Source organism: Pseudoxanthomonas sp. LjRoot143 (assembly GCF_964252945.1).
Classification (GTDB): domain Bacteria; phylum Pseudomonadota; class Gammaproteobacteria; order Xanthomonadales; family Xanthomonadaceae; genus Pseudoxanthomonas_A.
In genome coordinates, this window is record NZ_CAXUPM020000001.1 from 3,450,825 (window position 1) to 3,465,799 (window position 14,975).

14 protein-coding genes and 1 riboswitch are annotated in these 14,975 nt (G+C 70.0%); of the genes, 11 read left to right on the plus strand and 3 right to left on the minus strand.

What is annotated here, in order from left to right; translation table 11 throughout:
- Nucleotides 1–5 precede the first annotated feature (5 nt).
- The 5 genes from ACSQ1W_RS16740 to cydC are packed head-to-tail and all read left to right on the plus strand — an operon-like array spanning nt 6 to nt 6,639.
- Nucleotides 6–2,378 (plus strand): heavy metal translocating P-type ATPase, encoded by a 2,373-nt coding sequence (locus tag ACSQ1W_RS16740; RefSeq protein WP_436044833.1) that lies wholly within the window; start codon nt 6–8, stop codon nt 2,376–2,378.
- Nucleotides 2,375–2,569, plus strand: coding sequence for a cbb3-type cytochrome oxidase assembly protein CcoS (gene ccoS, locus ACSQ1W_RS16745; protein ID WP_436044835.1), 195 nt, complete (start codon nt 2,375–2,377; stop codon nt 2,567–2,569). The genes ACSQ1W_RS16740 and ccoS overlap by 4 nt, the downstream gene beginning before the upstream one ends.
- Entirely contained in the window at nt 2,559–3,284 is a 726-nt protein-coding gene (locus tag ACSQ1W_RS16750; protein ID WP_436044837.1) for a sulfite exporter TauE/SafE family protein, read from the plus strand. Before ccoS ends, ACSQ1W_RS16750 begins: the two co-directional genes overlap by 11 nt.
- Nucleotides 3,281–4,969, plus strand: coding sequence for a thiol reductant ABC exporter subunit CydD (gene cydD / locus ACSQ1W_RS16755; protein WP_436044838.1), 1,689 nt, complete (start codon nt 3,281–3,283; stop codon nt 4,967–4,969). The genes ACSQ1W_RS16750 and cydD overlap by 4 nt, the downstream gene beginning before the upstream one ends.
- A complete protein-coding gene (cydC, locus tag ACSQ1W_RS16760) occupies nt 4,966–6,639 on the plus strand; it encodes a thiol reductant ABC exporter subunit CydC (RefSeq protein WP_436044839.1) in 1,674 nt (557 codons plus the stop codon). The genes cydD and cydC overlap by 4 nt, the downstream gene beginning before the upstream one ends.
- A 110-nt stretch (nt 6,640–6,749) precedes the next feature.
- On the opposite strand, the gene ACSQ1W_RS16765 is transcribed toward cydC, so the two are convergent.
- Nucleotides 6,750–7,517, minus strand: coding sequence for a Crp/Fnr family transcriptional regulator (locus ACSQ1W_RS16765; protein WP_192273702.1), 768 nt, complete (start codon nt 7,515–7,517; stop codon nt 6,750–6,752).
- 400 nt (nt 7,518–7,917) lie between these two features.
- Here ACSQ1W_RS16765 and ACSQ1W_RS16770 point away from each other — a divergent pair, with 400 nt between their 5' ends.
- The 3 genes from ACSQ1W_RS16770 to ACSQ1W_RS16780 all read left to right on the plus strand — a co-directional run bounded on the left by ACSQ1W_RS16770 (nt 7,918) and on the right by ACSQ1W_RS16780 (nt 10,248).
- Nucleotides 7,918–9,279: a DEAD/DEAH box helicase gene (locus tag ACSQ1W_RS16770; protein WP_192273703.1), complete on the plus strand. Its 1,362-nt coding sequence runs from the start codon at nt 7,918–7,920 to the stop codon at nt 9,277–9,279.
- Nucleotides 9,280–9,342: 63 nt separating this feature from the next.
- Nucleotides 9,343–9,699 (plus strand): 6-carboxytetrahydropterin synthase QueD, encoded by a 357-nt coding sequence (gene queD, locus ACSQ1W_RS16775; RefSeq protein ID WP_192273704.1) that lies wholly within the window; start codon nt 9,343–9,345, stop codon nt 9,697–9,699.
- A 156-nt stretch (nt 9,700–9,855) separates the two neighbouring features.
- On the plus strand, nt 9,856–10,248 hold the full coding sequence (locus ACSQ1W_RS16780; protein ID WP_192273705.1) for a phasin family protein: 393 nt from the start codon (nt 9,856–9,858) through the stop codon (nt 10,246–10,248).
- A gap of 102 nt (nt 10,249–10,350) precedes the next feature.
- Here ACSQ1W_RS16780 and bioD read toward each other — a convergent pair whose 3' ends face one another.
- Entirely contained in the window at nt 10,351–11,016 is a 666-nt protein-coding gene (gene bioD, locus ACSQ1W_RS16785; RefSeq protein WP_225589537.1) for a dethiobiotin synthase, read from the minus strand.
- A gap of 4 nt (nt 11,017–11,020) precedes the next feature.
- The gene (locus ACSQ1W_RS16790) at nt 11,021–11,746 is read right to left on the minus strand and encodes a TMEM175 family protein (protein WP_192273707.1); all 726 of its coding nucleotides are present in this window, start codon (nt 11,744–11,746) and stop codon (nt 11,021–11,023) included.
- A gap of 90 nt (nt 11,747–11,836) precedes the next feature.
- Here ACSQ1W_RS16790 and ACSQ1W_RS16795 point away from each other — a divergent pair, with 90 nt between their 5' ends.
- From ACSQ1W_RS16795 to btuB, 3 genes are all read left to right on the plus strand, one after another.
- Nucleotides 11,837–12,322: a GAF domain-containing protein gene (locus ACSQ1W_RS16795; protein ID WP_192273708.1), complete on the plus strand. Its 486-nt coding sequence runs from the start codon at nt 11,837–11,839 to the stop codon at nt 12,320–12,322.
- Nucleotides 12,319–12,687 (plus strand): TfoX/Sxy family protein, encoded by a 369-nt coding sequence (locus ACSQ1W_RS16800; protein ID WP_142126073.1) that lies wholly within the window; start codon nt 12,319–12,321, stop codon nt 12,685–12,687. The genes ACSQ1W_RS16795 and ACSQ1W_RS16800 overlap by 4 nt, the downstream gene beginning before the upstream one ends.
- Nucleotides 12,688–12,702: 15 nt before the next feature.
- A riboswitch (cobalamin riboswitch) is annotated at nt 12,703–12,920 on the plus strand.
- 129 nt (nt 12,921–13,049) lie between these two features.
- A complete protein-coding gene (btuB, locus tag ACSQ1W_RS16805; protein ID WP_436044842.1) occupies nt 13,050–14,936 on the plus strand; it encodes a TonB-dependent vitamin B12 receptor in 1,887 nt (628 codons plus the stop codon).
- Nucleotides 14,937–14,975: the final 39 nt, after the last annotated feature.

Here is a 14,975-nt window from a genome sequence, read left to right on the forward strand (position 1 = left end):
CCGCGATGGACGCGCCCGTGGTGCCCTGCCATCACTGCGGCGAACCGGTCGCCAGCGGGCACCCGGTCACGGCGGGCAGCCATGTCTTCTGCTGCGAAGGCTGCGCCGCCGCCGCGGCATGGATCCAGGACGCCGACCTGGGCAGCTACTACCGCCTGCGCAGCGCGAACGCCAACCGCGTGCAGGCCGACCGGCTGGACCTGGACAGCTGGGACCGTACCGAACTGCTCGACGAGCACAGCCGCGCGGTCGAGGGCGGTCGCGAGATCGTGCTGCTCACCGACGGCATGCGCTGCGCCGCCTGCGCCTGGCTGATCGACCGTGCGCTGGCGCGCGAAGCCGGCGTGCTCGACACGACCGCCAACGCGGTCACCGGACGCATCCGCATCGCCTGGGATCCGGCGCGCACGAAACTCTCCGCGCTGCTGCAGCGCCTGGCGATGCTCGGCTACCGGCCGTATCTCGCCACCGGCGATGCGCGCGAACAGGCGCGCCTGTCCGAACGTCGTCGGTGGCTGCTGCGGCTGGGCGTGGCCGGCCTCGGTTCGCTGCAGGCGATGATGCTGGCCGAGGCGCTGTATCTCGACGTCAACGCCACCATGCCGCTGCCGACGCGCGACCTGTTCCGCTGGCTGACCTTTCTGGTCAGCACGCCGGTGGTGTTCTACAGCGGCTGGCCGTTCCTGGCCGGCATGGCGCGCGAACTGCGCGCGCGCCACGTGGGCATGGACACGCTGATCGCCAGCTCCACCCTGCTGGCGTACTTCGCCAGCCTGGTCGAGACGATCCGCGGCGGCACGCACGTCTGGTACGACGCGGCGGTGATGTTCGTCTTCCTGCTGCTGGCTGCGCGCATGCTGGAACAGCGGGCGCGCAACGTGGCCACCGCGCAGGTGGACGCGCTGGCGCGCGCGCAGCCGGTGTTCGCGATCCGGGAGCGCGACGACGGCACGCGCGAGTCGGTGCCGCCCTCGGCCCTGCGCACGTCGGATGTCGTGTGCGTGGCCGCCGGCGACGGCGTTCCGGCCGACGGCGTGCTGCTGGACGCGGCGGCGGATTTCGAAGAAGCGTTGCTGACCGGCGAGTCGCGCCCAGTACGCCGTCGCGCCGGCGAGACCGTCTACGCCGGCACCACCTGCCGCGAGCGTCCGGCGCGCCTGCGCGTCACCGCCACCGGCACCTCGACGCGCCTGTCGCAGCTGGCGGAGCTGGTCGATCGCGCGCAGGGCCACCGCCCGCCGCTGGCCCGCTCGGCGGATCGCGTGGGGCGTCATTTCGTCGTCAGCCTGCTGGTGCTCGCGATCGCCGTGTACATCGGCTGGCGGTTCTACCAGCCGGAACGCGCATTCGAGGTGACCCTGGCGCTGCTGGTGATCAGCTGCCCGTGTGCGCTGTCGCTGTCGGTGCCAGCGGTGCTGGCCGCTGCGCATGGCGCACTGGCCCGCTGCGGCGTGCTCGCCACGCGGCCCGAGGCACTGGACACGCTGGCGCGCGCGACCGACGTGGTGTTCGACAAGACCGGCACGCTCAGCGACGGCCGGCCCGCACGCGTCGCCGTGGACGTCTTCGCCGACCTGGATGCCGATGCGGCCACGCGGGTGGTCGCTGCGCTGGAGCAGGACAGCGGCCATCCGATCGCCACCGCCTTCGCCGATGTCGAGGCGCGCGATGCCGCCACGTCCGTCGTCGCCCGGGCGGGCTTGGGCGTGGAAGGCGATGTCGACGGTCGCCACTGGCGCTTCGGACGTGCCGACTGGGCCGCGGGACGCGACGACGACGGTGCGCTGTGGCTGGGTGATGGCGGACGCGGCGTGGCCCGCTTCACCCTGGACGAGAAACCGCGCGACGATGCTGCGGCGGCCATTGCGGCGCTGCGCGCCGAAGGCATGCGCATCCATCTCGCCAGCGGCGACGGCGACGCGGCGGTGCTGCGGCTGGCGCAGGCGCTCGGCATCGATTCGACGCTCGCCCGCCAGTCGCCGGAAGACAAGCTGGCGCGTGTACGGCAACTGCAGTCCGAAGGCCGCATCGTCGCGATGGTCGGCGACGGCCTGAACGACGCGCCGGTGCTGGCCGGTGCCGACGTATCGGTCGCGATGGGCGAAGGCGCACCGCTGGCGCAGCAGGCGGCGGACCTCGTGGCTACCGGCCCGTCGCTGCTGCGCATCGCCGACGCCGTGCGCGTGGCGCGGCTGTCGCGCCGGCTGGTGAAGCAGAACCTGGCTTGGTCCGCCGGCTACAACCTGCTCGCCGTGCCGCTGGCGGCCGCCGGCATGGTGACGCCGTGGATCGCGGCGCTGGGCATGGCGGTATCCTCGTTGGTAGTGACCCTCAACGCGCTGCGCCTGGCGCGCACCTCCACGGAGATGGCGGCATGAATATCCTGCTGATGCTGTTGCCGATCAGCCTGGTCCTGCTGGGACTGGCCATCGCGGCGTTCGCATGGGCGGTGCGCAAGGGCCAGTTCGACGATCTCGACACGCCCGCGCTGGATATCCTCGACGACGCGCCGGCGAAGCCGCGTGCGCCGGCCACGCCGCCCGTCCGCGAAGGCGACGATGGCGCCTGACGTTCCGGTCCTGCTCGCCGCGCTGCTGGCCGGCCTGGTGGGCAGTACGCACTGCGCGGTGATGTGCGGCGGCATTGCCACCGGCTTCTCCGCGGTGTCGTCCCGGCAGGGGTGGGGCAGCGCGCTGCAGCTCAATCTCGGTCGCGTCGCCGGCTACACGCTGGCAGGTGCGCTGGTCGGTGCGTTCGGCGGCGGCCTGCTGTCGCTGGCGCGGCACGAGACCGCCGCGCTCGCCATGCGCGTCGGCGTGGGGCTGGCGCTCGTCGTGCTGGCGTTGCGCCTGCTCGACCAGCGTGGGCGACTCGACTTCCTTGCCCGTCCCGGCGCGAAGGTGTGGCAGGCGCTGCGCCCGCTGCATGCGCGCGTGCTGCCGGCCGACACGCTGCCGCGCAGACTGGCGGCGGGCGCGTTGTGGGGCTGGCTGCCCTGCGGGCTGAGCCTGAGCCTGCTGACGGTGGCCTGGCTGCAGGCCAATGCGCGCGATGCCGCATTGACGATGGCCATGTTCGGCCTGGGCACGCTGCCGATGATGGTGACGCTGACCTGGTCCGGCGCACGCCTGGGCCGCCACTGGCAGCGCACGGCGGTGCGGCGCACGGCGGCCGGCTTCGTGCTCTTCGCGGGCGTGCTGACGATCGCCTCGCCATGGCTGATGCGGCATCCCGCGCTGCACGGCGTACTCGCCGCGCTCGGCTGCCAGCCGCTGCCGACATGAGTGCAGGCACGACGGAAGCGCCGGAGGGCGCGACGGCGAAAGCGCGCCTGCAGGCCATCGGCGATGTCGCGCGCACGCCGTTGCGCGCCGCCGCGGCGCTGGGCGTGGCAGGCGGCGTGCTGGTGCTGCCGCAGGCCGCACTGATCGCGGTGTGCCTGCAACGCGTGTTCGTCGACCATGCGCCGCCAGCGACCCTGCTGCCGCTGCTCGCGGCCCTGCTGGCGACGCTGCTGCTGCGTGCCGGGTCGGGATGGGCGAGCCGCCGGCTCGCCGACCGTGCGGTCGAGTCGATCCGTGTCGACCTGCGCGCCCGCATCGCGCGCGGACTGGTCGCGCGCGGGCCGGTCTGGGTACGGTCGCAGCAGAGCGGTGCGCTGGCCGAACGGATGGGTGCGCACGTGGATGCGCTCGAAGGCTACTTCGGCGGCTTCGTGCCATTGCGGGCGGAAGTGGTGGGCGTGCCGCTGGCGATCCTGCTCGCCGTTTTTTCCGTCGACCGCACCGTCGGGCTGGTGCTGCTGCTGACGATGCCGCTGGTGCCCGTCTTCATGATGCTGGTGGGCCTGGGCGCGCAGGCGGCCAGCCAGCGCCAGCTGCAGGCGCTGACACGGATGGGAGGGCACTTCGCCGATCGTCTGCGCGGGCTGGGGCTGATCCGGCTGTACGGCCGCGGTGACACCGAACTGCAGGGCATCCGCGCCGCCGCAGAGGAACTGCGCGTGCGCAGCCTGCGTGTGCTGCGCATCGCCTTCCTGTCGTCGGCGGTGCTGGAGTTCTTCGCCTCGCTCAGCGTGGCGATGATCGCGCTGTATCTCGGCCTGACCTATCTGGGCATGCTCGACCTGCGCGCCGCGCCGCTGACGCTGGGCGTGGGCGTGTTCTGCCTGCTGCTGGCACCGGAGTTCTACGCGCCGCTGCGGCGTCTCGCCACCCACTACCATGACCGCGCTTCGGCGCTGGCCGCGATGGACGAGATTGCGGCGGTGCTGGAGCACGATGCTCCCGTCGCCACGGACGACGGCGTCGGGAAGCCGGCCCCCTCGGCATCGTTCATCAGCGCGCGCGGCATCGCGCTGCGCCATCCCGCCGCCACGCGCGAAGTACTGCACGACGTCACGCTGGAGTTGCAACGCGGCCAACACGTCGCGCTGACCGGCGCCAGCGGCGACGGCAAAAGCACGCTGCTGGAGGCGCTGGCCGGCTGGCTGCCGGCGCACGCGGGCACTGTGCAGCGCGCGTCCGGCCTGCGTATCGGCTACGCGCCGCAGCGTCCCTTCCTGTTCGCCGGCACGCTGCGCGACAACCTGCGCATGGCCAAGCCCGATGCCTCCGAGGCGGAGCTCGAACGGGCAGCCGATGCCGCGCAGGTGATGCGCTTTGCGGCGCGGTTGCCGGACGGGTTGGATACGGTGATCGGCGAGCGCGGCTTCGGCCTGTCCGGCGGCGAGGCACGGCGCGTGGCGCTGGCACGCGTATTCCTGCGCGACCCCGACCTGCTGCTCCTCGACGAGCCCACCGCCTTCCTCGATCCCGCCACCGAGGCCGCGGTCCTGCAGGCGATCCGGCAGTTCGCGCGTGACCGCAGCGTGCTGATGGCGACCCACAGCACGGCGGCGCAGGCGGCAATGGACCAGGTCTGGCAGGTACGCGACGGCCGCCTGCACGGCAACGGAGGAACGCCGTGAACGGGCGCCGCGACGACGACACGACCGCGCTGCGCCACGTGCTGGCAACGCATCGGCGGTTCGGCGCGCTGGCGGTCGGACTGTTGTTGCTGACGCTGCTGGCGGGCACCGCCCTGCTGGGACTGTCCGGCCATTTCCTCACCGCCGCCGCACTGGCCGGCAGCGGAGCGCTCGGATTCAACTTCTTCGGCCCATCCGCGGGCATCCGTGCGCTGACCTTCGTCCGCATCCTGTCGCGCTACGGCGAGAAGCTGATCGGCCACGACGTGACGTTGCGCATCGCGCGCGATCTGCGCGCATGGTTCTTCGCCCGCGCATTGCCGCTCGCGCCGTTGGGATTGGGCCGCTTCCGCGTCGGCGAACTGATGGCGCGGCTGATGGCGGACATCGACGCGGTGGACGGCCTGCTGGTGCGTGCGGTCGGCCCGCTGCTCGCGCTGCTGTCGCTGTGCCTGCTCGCGAGTCTGGTGGCACTGGTCGTCCTGCCGCTGGCCGGCATCGTGCTGCTGGTCGCGCTGGCGCTGATCGCGGCACTGGCGCCATGGCTGGCGACGCGGAGCGTCGCCGCCCTGGAAGACGAGCGTGCCGCCAGCCGCACCCGCCTGCGCGCCGCCGTGCAGGAGGGCATCGAAGGCCACCTGGACTTGGTGGCGATGGATGCGACCTCGGCATGGCTCGACGCGCTGGACACGCGCAGTCGCGACCTGGCGCGGTGGGAGGAGCGCCGCAAGCAGCGTCTGGCGCTCGCGACGCTCGCCCACGCACTGGTCTCGGCGTTCACGCTGCCCGCGATGCTGTGGGTACTGCTGTCGGCCGTGCACGCGGAACGCCTCGGCGCCGCCGCCGCGGGCGGACTGTTCTTCCTGACCGTGGCCGTGCTGGATGCCTGTGCGGCCATCGCGCCGGCCTGGCAGGCTTGGCGGGCGGCGACCGTCGCCGCGCAGCGTCTGCAGGACGCGGTAGATCGCCCTGCGACGGACGGCGAAGGCCGCGGTACGCGATCACCGGCCGCAGGCGGCGCACTCGACCTGCAGGAGATCGTGTTCGCGTGGCCGGGCACGACACGGCGCGTGCTCGATGGTGCCAGCCTCCATCTTGCGCCCGGCGAGCGCGTGCTGGTGGCGGGCGACAGCGGCGAAGGCAAGTCGTCGCTGCTGGCGCTGGTGCTCGGATTGCGGACGCCGCAGGCAGGCCAGGTGCTGTTCGCGGGCGATGACCTGCGGTCGCTGGATCAGGCGCACTGGCATGCGCGCATCGCGTGGCTGCCGCAGGACGCGCCGGTGTTCTCCGGCAGCGTGCGCGGGAACCTGCAGCTCGGCGATCCCACCGCCGACGACGCGCGCCTGTGGCGCGTGCTGGCGCAGGTGAAGCTCGATACCCGTTTCCGCGAGACCGGCCTCGACACGTGGGTGGGCGAGAACGGCGCGACGCTGTCGGCCGGGCAGGCACGCCGCCTTGCGCTGGCGCGTGCCCTGCTGCGCGACGCACCGCTGCTGCTGCTCGACGAGCCGACCGAAGGCCTCGACCAGGACACCGCCGATGCGCTGATGCGCGACCTCGTGGAGGCCGGCGAAGGGCGCAGCATGCTGATCATCAGCCACGCGGCATTGCCGGAAGGCGTGGTGGATGCGCGCTACCGGCTGCGGGCCGGGAAGCTGGTGAGGGAATGACCCTTTGAGATTGGTGTGGGAGCGACGTAAGTCGCGATGAAGCGTTACCGGTAGACCATCGCGACTTACGTCGCTCCCACACCTATACCCACCGCAAGCTCAACCGGCCTTCAGGCGCGCGCTTCGGCCAGCGCGTCCAGCCGCGTGCGATTGAGCAGCCGCACGTGGTGCGGATCGTCGGTGGCGATGCTGCCTTCCTGCCGCAGGCGGGTGAAGCTGCGGCTCACGGTCTCGACGGTCAGGCCCAGGTAGTCGGCGATGTCGGTGCGCGTCATCGGCAGGATCACTTCGCTGTCGTCCTGACCCTGGCGGCGGCGGCGCTGCGCCATGTCGACCAGGAAGCCGGCCAGCCGCTCCATCGGATTCAGCCGCGCCAGCGCCATCAGGTTGCCGCGGGTGGCATCGAGCTCGACGCAGGCGCGTTCGAGCAGTTCGCGCTCCAGCTCCGGATGGTCGTGGCAGAGGCTGCGCATGTCGGCCATCGAGAACTCGCACAGCGTGCTGTCGGTGATGGCCTCGATCGTGTGCTTGTAGTGGGAGGTGCCGGAGAAACCGATGAAATCGCCCGGCATCAGGAACCCGGCCACCAGCCGGCGACCGTCCGGCAGCAGCCGGATCCGGCGCAGCGCGCCCTTGGTCACGGTGAACACGCCCCGCCGCGGCTCGCCCTCGCGGACCAGGGCCTCGCCCGCCTTCAGCCGCGCATCGTCGGCCAGCGACTCCATGGCATGGGCCTTGGAGACGGGCAGGGCAGCGCAGATGGCCAGGTGGCGCACCAGGCAGCCCCCGCAGCCACGCGAGTTGGCCTGGCAGACGGCGCCGTCGCTGGGCGCGGGGGTCACCGGAGTGTCGTTCTGGCGGAGGATGCGAAGGCTCATGGCGGTCGGCTACGTGGGTCTTCGTAACCCATGATACGCCCGCACACCGTTGATTTCCGCACTGCGACAATCGGTCGCAGACGGGGTTTTCAGCCCCGATTCCCCCATTCAGCCCCGGATTCGGGTACAGTGCGCGCCGCTTGCCTGCGGCCGTTCGTTTCCCCGATGGTCCGCCGGCGCAGGGAATTCCACGCGAGTTCCCGCGCCCGCCCCGCTCCGACTTCTTTCGTTGCGCAAGCTCGGTAGCGCCGTTTTGGCGCCTCCGCACCCCTTCTCGCAGCGCGGTTTCAGGGAACGCTTCGAGTCACGGTCTTGCCGCATTCCGCGCGTCCTACGTTGCCGCACATCGCTGTGCCGGCGTTGCGTGCGTGTCCGGCCGACCGGCTTTGGAGCTTCCACCATGACGTTTGAAACCTTGGGCCTGGCGCCCGCCCTGCTGCGCGCGCTCGACGAACAGGGCTACACCCAGCCCACCCCCATCCAGGAACAGGCCATCCCGCTGGCCCTGGCCGGCCACGACCTGCTGGCGGGCGCGCAGACCGGTACCGGCAAGACCGCCGCATTCGGCCTGCCACTGATCCAGTACCTGGCCACGACCCCGCAGGAAGTGCAGCGCGGCGGCCCGCGCAAGCCGCGCGCCCTGGTGCTGACGCCGACCCGCGAACTGGCCGTGCAGGTGCACGACAGCCTGCGTGGCTACGGCAAGTACCTGCGCATTCCCAGCACCACCATCTACGGCGGCGTCGGCATGGGCAACCAACTGGACGCGCTGCGCCGTGGCGTGGACCTGGTGATCGCCTGCCCGGGCCGCCTGATCGACCACCTCGAGCGCCGCAGCGTGGACCTGTCGGGCATCGAGATCCTGGTGCTGGACGAGGCCGACCGCATGCTCGACATGGGCTTCCTGCCGTCGATCAAGCGCATCCTGGCCAAGCTGCCGCGCCAGAACCGCCAGACCATGCTGTTCTCCGCCACCTTCGCCGACCCGATCCGCGAGTTGGCGCTGGAGTTCATGCACGATCCGAAGCAGATCCAGGTGACCCCGCGCAACACCGTCGCCGAGACCATCACCCATCGCGTGCACCCGGTCGATGGCAGCCGCAAGCGCGACCTGCTGCTGCACCTGCTGGCGCAGGACAGCCGCCTGCAGACGCTGGTGTTCGCCCGTACCAAGCACGGCAGCGACAAGCTGGCGACGTTCCTGGAGAAGAGCGGCATCAAGACCGCGGCGATCCACGGCAACAAGTCGCAGGGTGCGCGCCAGCGCGCGCTCAGCGACTTCAAGGCCGGCCGCATCAACGTGCTGGTCGCCACCGACATCGCCGCGCGCGGCATCGATATCGACCAGCTGCCGCAGGTGATCAACTTCGATCTGCCGATGGTGGCCGAGGACTACGTGCACCGCATCGGCCGCACTGGCCGCAACGGCTCGACCGGCCAGGCCATCTCGCTGGTCGCGCAGGACGAAGCCAAGTACCTGCGCGCGATCGTGCGCCTGCTCAACCGCGACATGGACATCCGCGACGTGCCCGGCTTCGAGCTGCAGACGCCGATCCGCTGGGGCAACAGCGCTCCCGGCAAGGCCGAGCAGCCGGCCGGCGAGCGCACCCCGCGCCGCAACGGTCCGCAGAAGCACGCTCGTCGTCCGCACGGCGATGCGCCGCGCCACGCGCATGCCGGCCCGAAGAAGCACGGCGGCCAGCGCCGTGACGGGGGCCGTTCCGGCGGCGCGCGCCAGGGCCAGTCGCGTCCGGCCCGCTAAGCTGCACCCCTCGCGCGGCACCGCCCCCGGTGCCGCGCGCTTCCACGCTCCTGGAACCGTCGCATGGACATCTTCAAGGTTTTCACCGTCGAAGCCGCGCACCGCCTGCCGCACGTGCCGGAGGGCCACAAGTGCGCGCGTCTGCACGGGCACTCGTTCCGCATCGAGCTGCACCTGTCCGGCCCGATGGATCCGCATGCGGGCTGGGTCATGGACTTCGCCGACGTGAAGGCGGCCTTCAAGCCGATCTACGACCGGCTCGACCATCACTACCTCAACGACATTCCCGGTCTGGAGAACCCCACCAGCGAGCGGCTGGCTGCGTGGATCTGGGATCAGGCCAAGCCGGTCCTGCCGCTGCTCAGCGCGGTAGTGGTGCACGAAACCTGCACCTCCGGGAGCCGCTATACCGGCCCCTGAGGGCATGGAACCGGTTTCATACCAGTCCCTACAAGCGTTTGATTTTTAATGGTTCCTGACCGTTCGTCGGATTTCCATACGGCCGTTATTGCACTGCAACATGGATAGGCTTATGCTGCGCCGCAACAGATGGGAAATCCCTTTCAGGAGTCCGCCATGACCACGCAATTCAACGAAAGCTTCAGCCAGTTCACGCACCAGTTCGCCGCCGCCGCTTCGCGCGCCAACCGCCTGGCCCTGGAAAGCGCCGAGACCGTGTTCGGTGTGCAGCTGAAGACCTTCGAAAAGAACGTCGACGCCACCACGTCCTTCTTCGGCGAACTCGCCGAGACGCGCGACCTGGACGGTTACAAGAACCTGTGGCCGAAGGGCCTGCAGGTCGCCAAGGACAACGCCGAGCGCGTCGTCGCCGCCAGCCAGGAAGTGTTCGGCCTGAGCCTCAAGACCGGTGAAGCCTTCGGCCAGCTGGTGAAGACCCAGTTCGAGACCGCGACCGACAACGTCCAGGCCTCCGTGGCCAAGGCGACCAAGGCCGCCAAGGGCAAGTAAGACCCGCTCTGCTCCACCGTTTATTGCGCGGCTCCCCCTCCCTCCGCGCAGACCGACCCGGCAGCCCCCACGCTGCCGGGTTTTTTATTGCGTGCGTTTGCGCTAGGGCACCGTGAAGTGCGTGGCCATGGCGCGCGCATCGGCCTCGGGCGCATACGGCAGGCGTCCCCAGCACGGCACCGGCAGGCGCGCCGAGAGCAGGGCGAAGTTTTCGTCCCTGCGCTCCATGTCCGGATCGACCTCGTTGGCGATCCAGCCCACCAGTTGGGCGCCGTCGTCCTGGATCGCCCGCGCACTCAATCGCGCGTGATTGATGCAGCCCAGCCGCATGCCCACGACGAGCACCACGGGCAGGCGCAACTCCTGCACCAGGTGCCGCTGGTCGAGCGTAGCGGTCAGCGGCGCCGCCCAGCCACCGACACCCTCCACCAGCACAAGGTCGGCCAGCGGGTGCAGGCGTTCGAAGGCGGACACCAGCACGCCCAGCTGCACGTCCACGCCGGCGTCGCGTGCGGCGATCTCCGGCGCCAGCGGCGCGGGCAGCGCATACGGATTGAGGTCATCGTAGGGCGGTACCGGATCGCTCGCCGCCTGCAGCGCGAGCGCATCGTCGTTGCGCCAGCCCCGCGGCGTCGCCGTGCAGCCGCTGGCGACCGGCTTCATGCCGACCGCGCGCATCCCTCGCGCACGGAATGCATGCAGCAGGGCCGCGCTGGCCACAGTCTTGCCGACGCCGGTATCGGTGCCGGTGATGAACAAGCGGTCCATCGCCCTATCCATCTGCCTGCTCCGGCCAGCGCGCCGCGCCCCAGCGTTGTCCGCGCACGTGCACCAGCCCGGCGAACGACAGCAGGAAGTACACGCACCCTGGCAACGCGACCTGCCACGACCGCGACTGGTCGGTCAGCAGTAAGGCGATCGCCACGGATATCAGGCTGACGAGCACGAAGTAGGCATGCGAAGCGACTTCGCCCGCTGCATTGGATGCCCCTTCGCCATCCAGTGCCAACCGTCGGCGCGCACACCACGCCAGCACGTACAGGCCGCCGATGCAGGCCGACATGGAGGCGAACGCCAGCCCGTAGAAGACGAACATGAAGGCCAGCGGGCGCGGACCGTTCGCATCGGACAGCGGCATCGGCAACCAGCCGCCGGTGATCCAGCCGAAAAAAGTGCCGAGCAGCAGCCGCAGCGGATACACGTAGACCAGCACCAGGAACACCAGCAGCAGGCTTAGCAGCGTGGCCGGCACGGTGCCCAGCCGATAGCGGCGGCTCCAGCGCACGTGGGCGTACCAGAACATCGCCACCATCGCGAAACTGGCCGCGAACGCGGGCACATTCTTCAGTGCCTGCAGCAGCCCCGCCATGCTGTCGGGAATGCGTTCGACCGAGATCACGAGCAGGGTGACCGCGAACGCGAACGCGGCGTCGACGAACGCCTCCAGCCGTGTCACGCCATGACCGCGCCAGCCCGCTTCATCCTCGTGATCGCGCATGCACCCACTCCCCTGTCGCCCACGCAAGGCCCCGCTTGTGTGACACATCATATCGGGCCGCCCAGCAGACGCGGGGAGTAGAATCGACCCATGTCATTCACTTCCCAGACGCTCACCGGCAGCAAGCCGGAACAATACGCACAGCTGGCCGAACAGGCCCGTGCCCTGCTGGCCGGCGAACCCGACCGCATCGCCAACGCGGCCAACCTGTCGGCGCTCCTTTATCACGCCCTGCCGGACTTCAACTGGGCGGGTTTCTACTTCTTCGATGGCCGGGAATTGGTGGTCGGTCCGTTCCAAGGCTTACCAGCCTGCGTGCGGATCCCGTTGGACAAGGGGGTCTGCGGAGCCGCCGCACGCACCCGCCAGACCCAGCGCGTGGACGATGTGGAGGCCTTCCCGGGCCACATCGCCTGTGACTCCGCGTCACGCTCGGAACTGGTGGTACCGCTGGTGAAAGGGGATGAACTGGTCGGCGTGCTCGACCTGGACAGCCCACGCCTGGCGCGCTTCGATGCCGACGACCAGGCGGGCATGGAACGCATCGCCGCCATCTTCGTGGATTCGCTGACATGACAGGCACCAAGCTGCGCAACATCGGCCCCAAGTCCGCCGCCTGGCTACGCCAGGTCGGCCTGCGCACGCAGGAGGACCTGGAGTCGGTGGGCGCGGTGGAAGCCTTTATCCGGGTGAAGCGCGCGGGATTCCGTCCCAGCCTCAACCTGCTGTACGCGCTGGAAGGCGCGCTGCTGGACTGCCACTGGCAGCAGTTGCCTGAAGACCGCCGCAGCGAACTGCTGGTGGCCTACGACGCCGCCGCAGCCTTGCTGCCCCCGCCGCGCGGCCGCCCCGCCGCCGGCCCGGTGACCACCACGCACACCGAGCGTGAGGAAGACACGGGACCTTCGCTGAACCTGTTCGACTCGCGCGGCGACGACTGATCCACCCCATCCCGTATACTGCGCGCGCTTTCAGGTGACCCCGGCAGTCCTGCCATGGGTTGAAACGGGAAGCCGGTGACCCGCACACGCGGCATTCCGGCGCTGCCCCCGCAACGGTAGGCGAAGACAACCGCGGCATCGGCCACTGTGCGATCACGCATGGGAAGGCGCCACGGCAGCGTGCACGGCACGCCTTCGCAAGCCCGGAGACCGGCCTGGAAGTCCACTGGTTGCGATGCGGAGGGCGTCGCGGCGTGCCGCGCCGCCGCCTGTCTGCCGCGCTGTCCGCAACGCTCCCTCTCCTGCATCGCAACTCCACGCCGAAATGAATGCGCGCGGGGCGCGCGATGGAGTTGAGTCCGATGTACAGCCGTCATTCCCTTTCCCTTCTCGCCGCCGCGGTCGCGCTGGCCCTCCCGTTCGCCGCGCAGGCACAGGACGCCACCGATCTCGACGAGATCGTCGTCACCGGCACGCGTACCGACGTCGCCGTGCGCGACAGCCTGGCGCCGGTGCAGGTCATTGCCCGCGAGGAGATCGAACGCAGCCAGTCGCGTTCGCTGATCGACCTGCTGAAGGGTCGCGCAGGTATCGGCTTCACCAACCAGGGCGGCCTGGGCAAGCTGAGCACCCTCAACATCCGCGGCACCGAGTCCGACCACGTGCTGGTGCTGGTCGACGGCATCCGCATCGGCTCGGCGACCGCCGGCTTGGCGTCGTTCCAGGACCTGCCGGTCGACCAGATCGAGCGCATCGAGATCGTGCGCGGCCCGCGCTCCAGCCTGTACGGCTCGGAAGCGATCGGCGGCGTCATCCAGATCTTCACCCGTCGCGGCACGCAGGGCCTGTCGCGCGAACTGCGTATCGGTGGCGGCAGCAACAACCTGCGCGAAGCCAGCGGTGGCTTCGCCTACGGCGGCGAACGTGGCTGGATCGGCGCCAACGCCGCCTATCAGGAAACCGACGGCATCAACGCCTGCCGGGGCTCGGGCACGCTGTTCCAGGGCTGCTTCACCGACGAACCCGATGACGACGGCTACCGCAATGTCTCGCTGAACGTTCGCGGCGGCTACAAGCTGACCGACACGCTGACGCTGGAAGGCCATGCGCTGAACGCCGATGCCTTCAACGAATTCGACGGCAGCATCTACGGCGGCAACGAAGCCGACAACGTGCAGCAGGTACTGGGCAGCAAGCTGACGTGGAAGCCGTCCGGCGCCACCACGCTCACCGCGCAGGTCGGTCGTGCGTCCGACAAATCGGACAACTACTTCGCGGACGCCACCTCCGGCACCCGTGCGTACGTCAGCACGTTCGACACGCGTCGCGACACCGCCTCGCTACAGGGCGACTTCGCGTTCGGCGAGCAGCACCTGCTGACCGCTGGTGCCGACTGGCAGCGCGACGAGGTCACCAGCAGCGTCGACTTCGTCAACGACACCGTCGGCGTACCCGTGGACAGCCGCGACAACACCGGCGTATTCATCGAATACCAGGGCCGCTTCGGCGCGCAGCAGGTGCAGGCGAGCGTGCGCAACGACGACAACGACCAGTTCGGCAACCACGTCACCGGCAACCTCGGCTGGGGTCTCGCGTTTGGCGGCGGCTTCAAGCTGACGGTCAACGCCGGCACTGGTTTCAAGGCACCGACCTTCAACGACCTGTACTACCCGTTCTCCGGTAATGCGCTGCTGGAACCCGAGCGCTCCAAGACGCTCGACATCGGCTTGTCGCAGTACGGCGATGCGTGGAACTGGGGCGTCAACGTCTACGAGACGCGCATCGAGGACCTGATCGCGCTGGACAGCAACTGGTTGCCGGCGAACACCGACGAAGCGCGCATCCGCGGCCTCGAACTGACGGGCGCGGTGACGCTGGCCGGCTTCGACATCGCCGCGCAGGTCAGCCACACCGATCCGCGCAACCATACGAGCGGCCTGAACTACGACAACCTGCTGGCACGCCGCGCGCGCAACACGGCGCGCGTCGACGTGGACCGTGCGTTCGGCGACTTCCGCATCGGCGTGACCGGCTACGGCGCCAGCCACCGCTACGACAACGCCGCCAACAGCGTCCGCCTGGCGGGCTACGGCACGCTGGACCTGCGTCTGGAGTACGCCATCACCGACGAATGGTCGGTGCAGGCGCGCGCCAGCAACGTGTTCGACCGCGAGTACGAAACGATCGCCTGGTACAACCAGCCCGGTCGCGAGTACGGCCTGAGCCTGCGCTACAGCGCGCGCGACTGATTCGGACGGACGAAGAAGGCCGGCAATGGACTGTTCCGT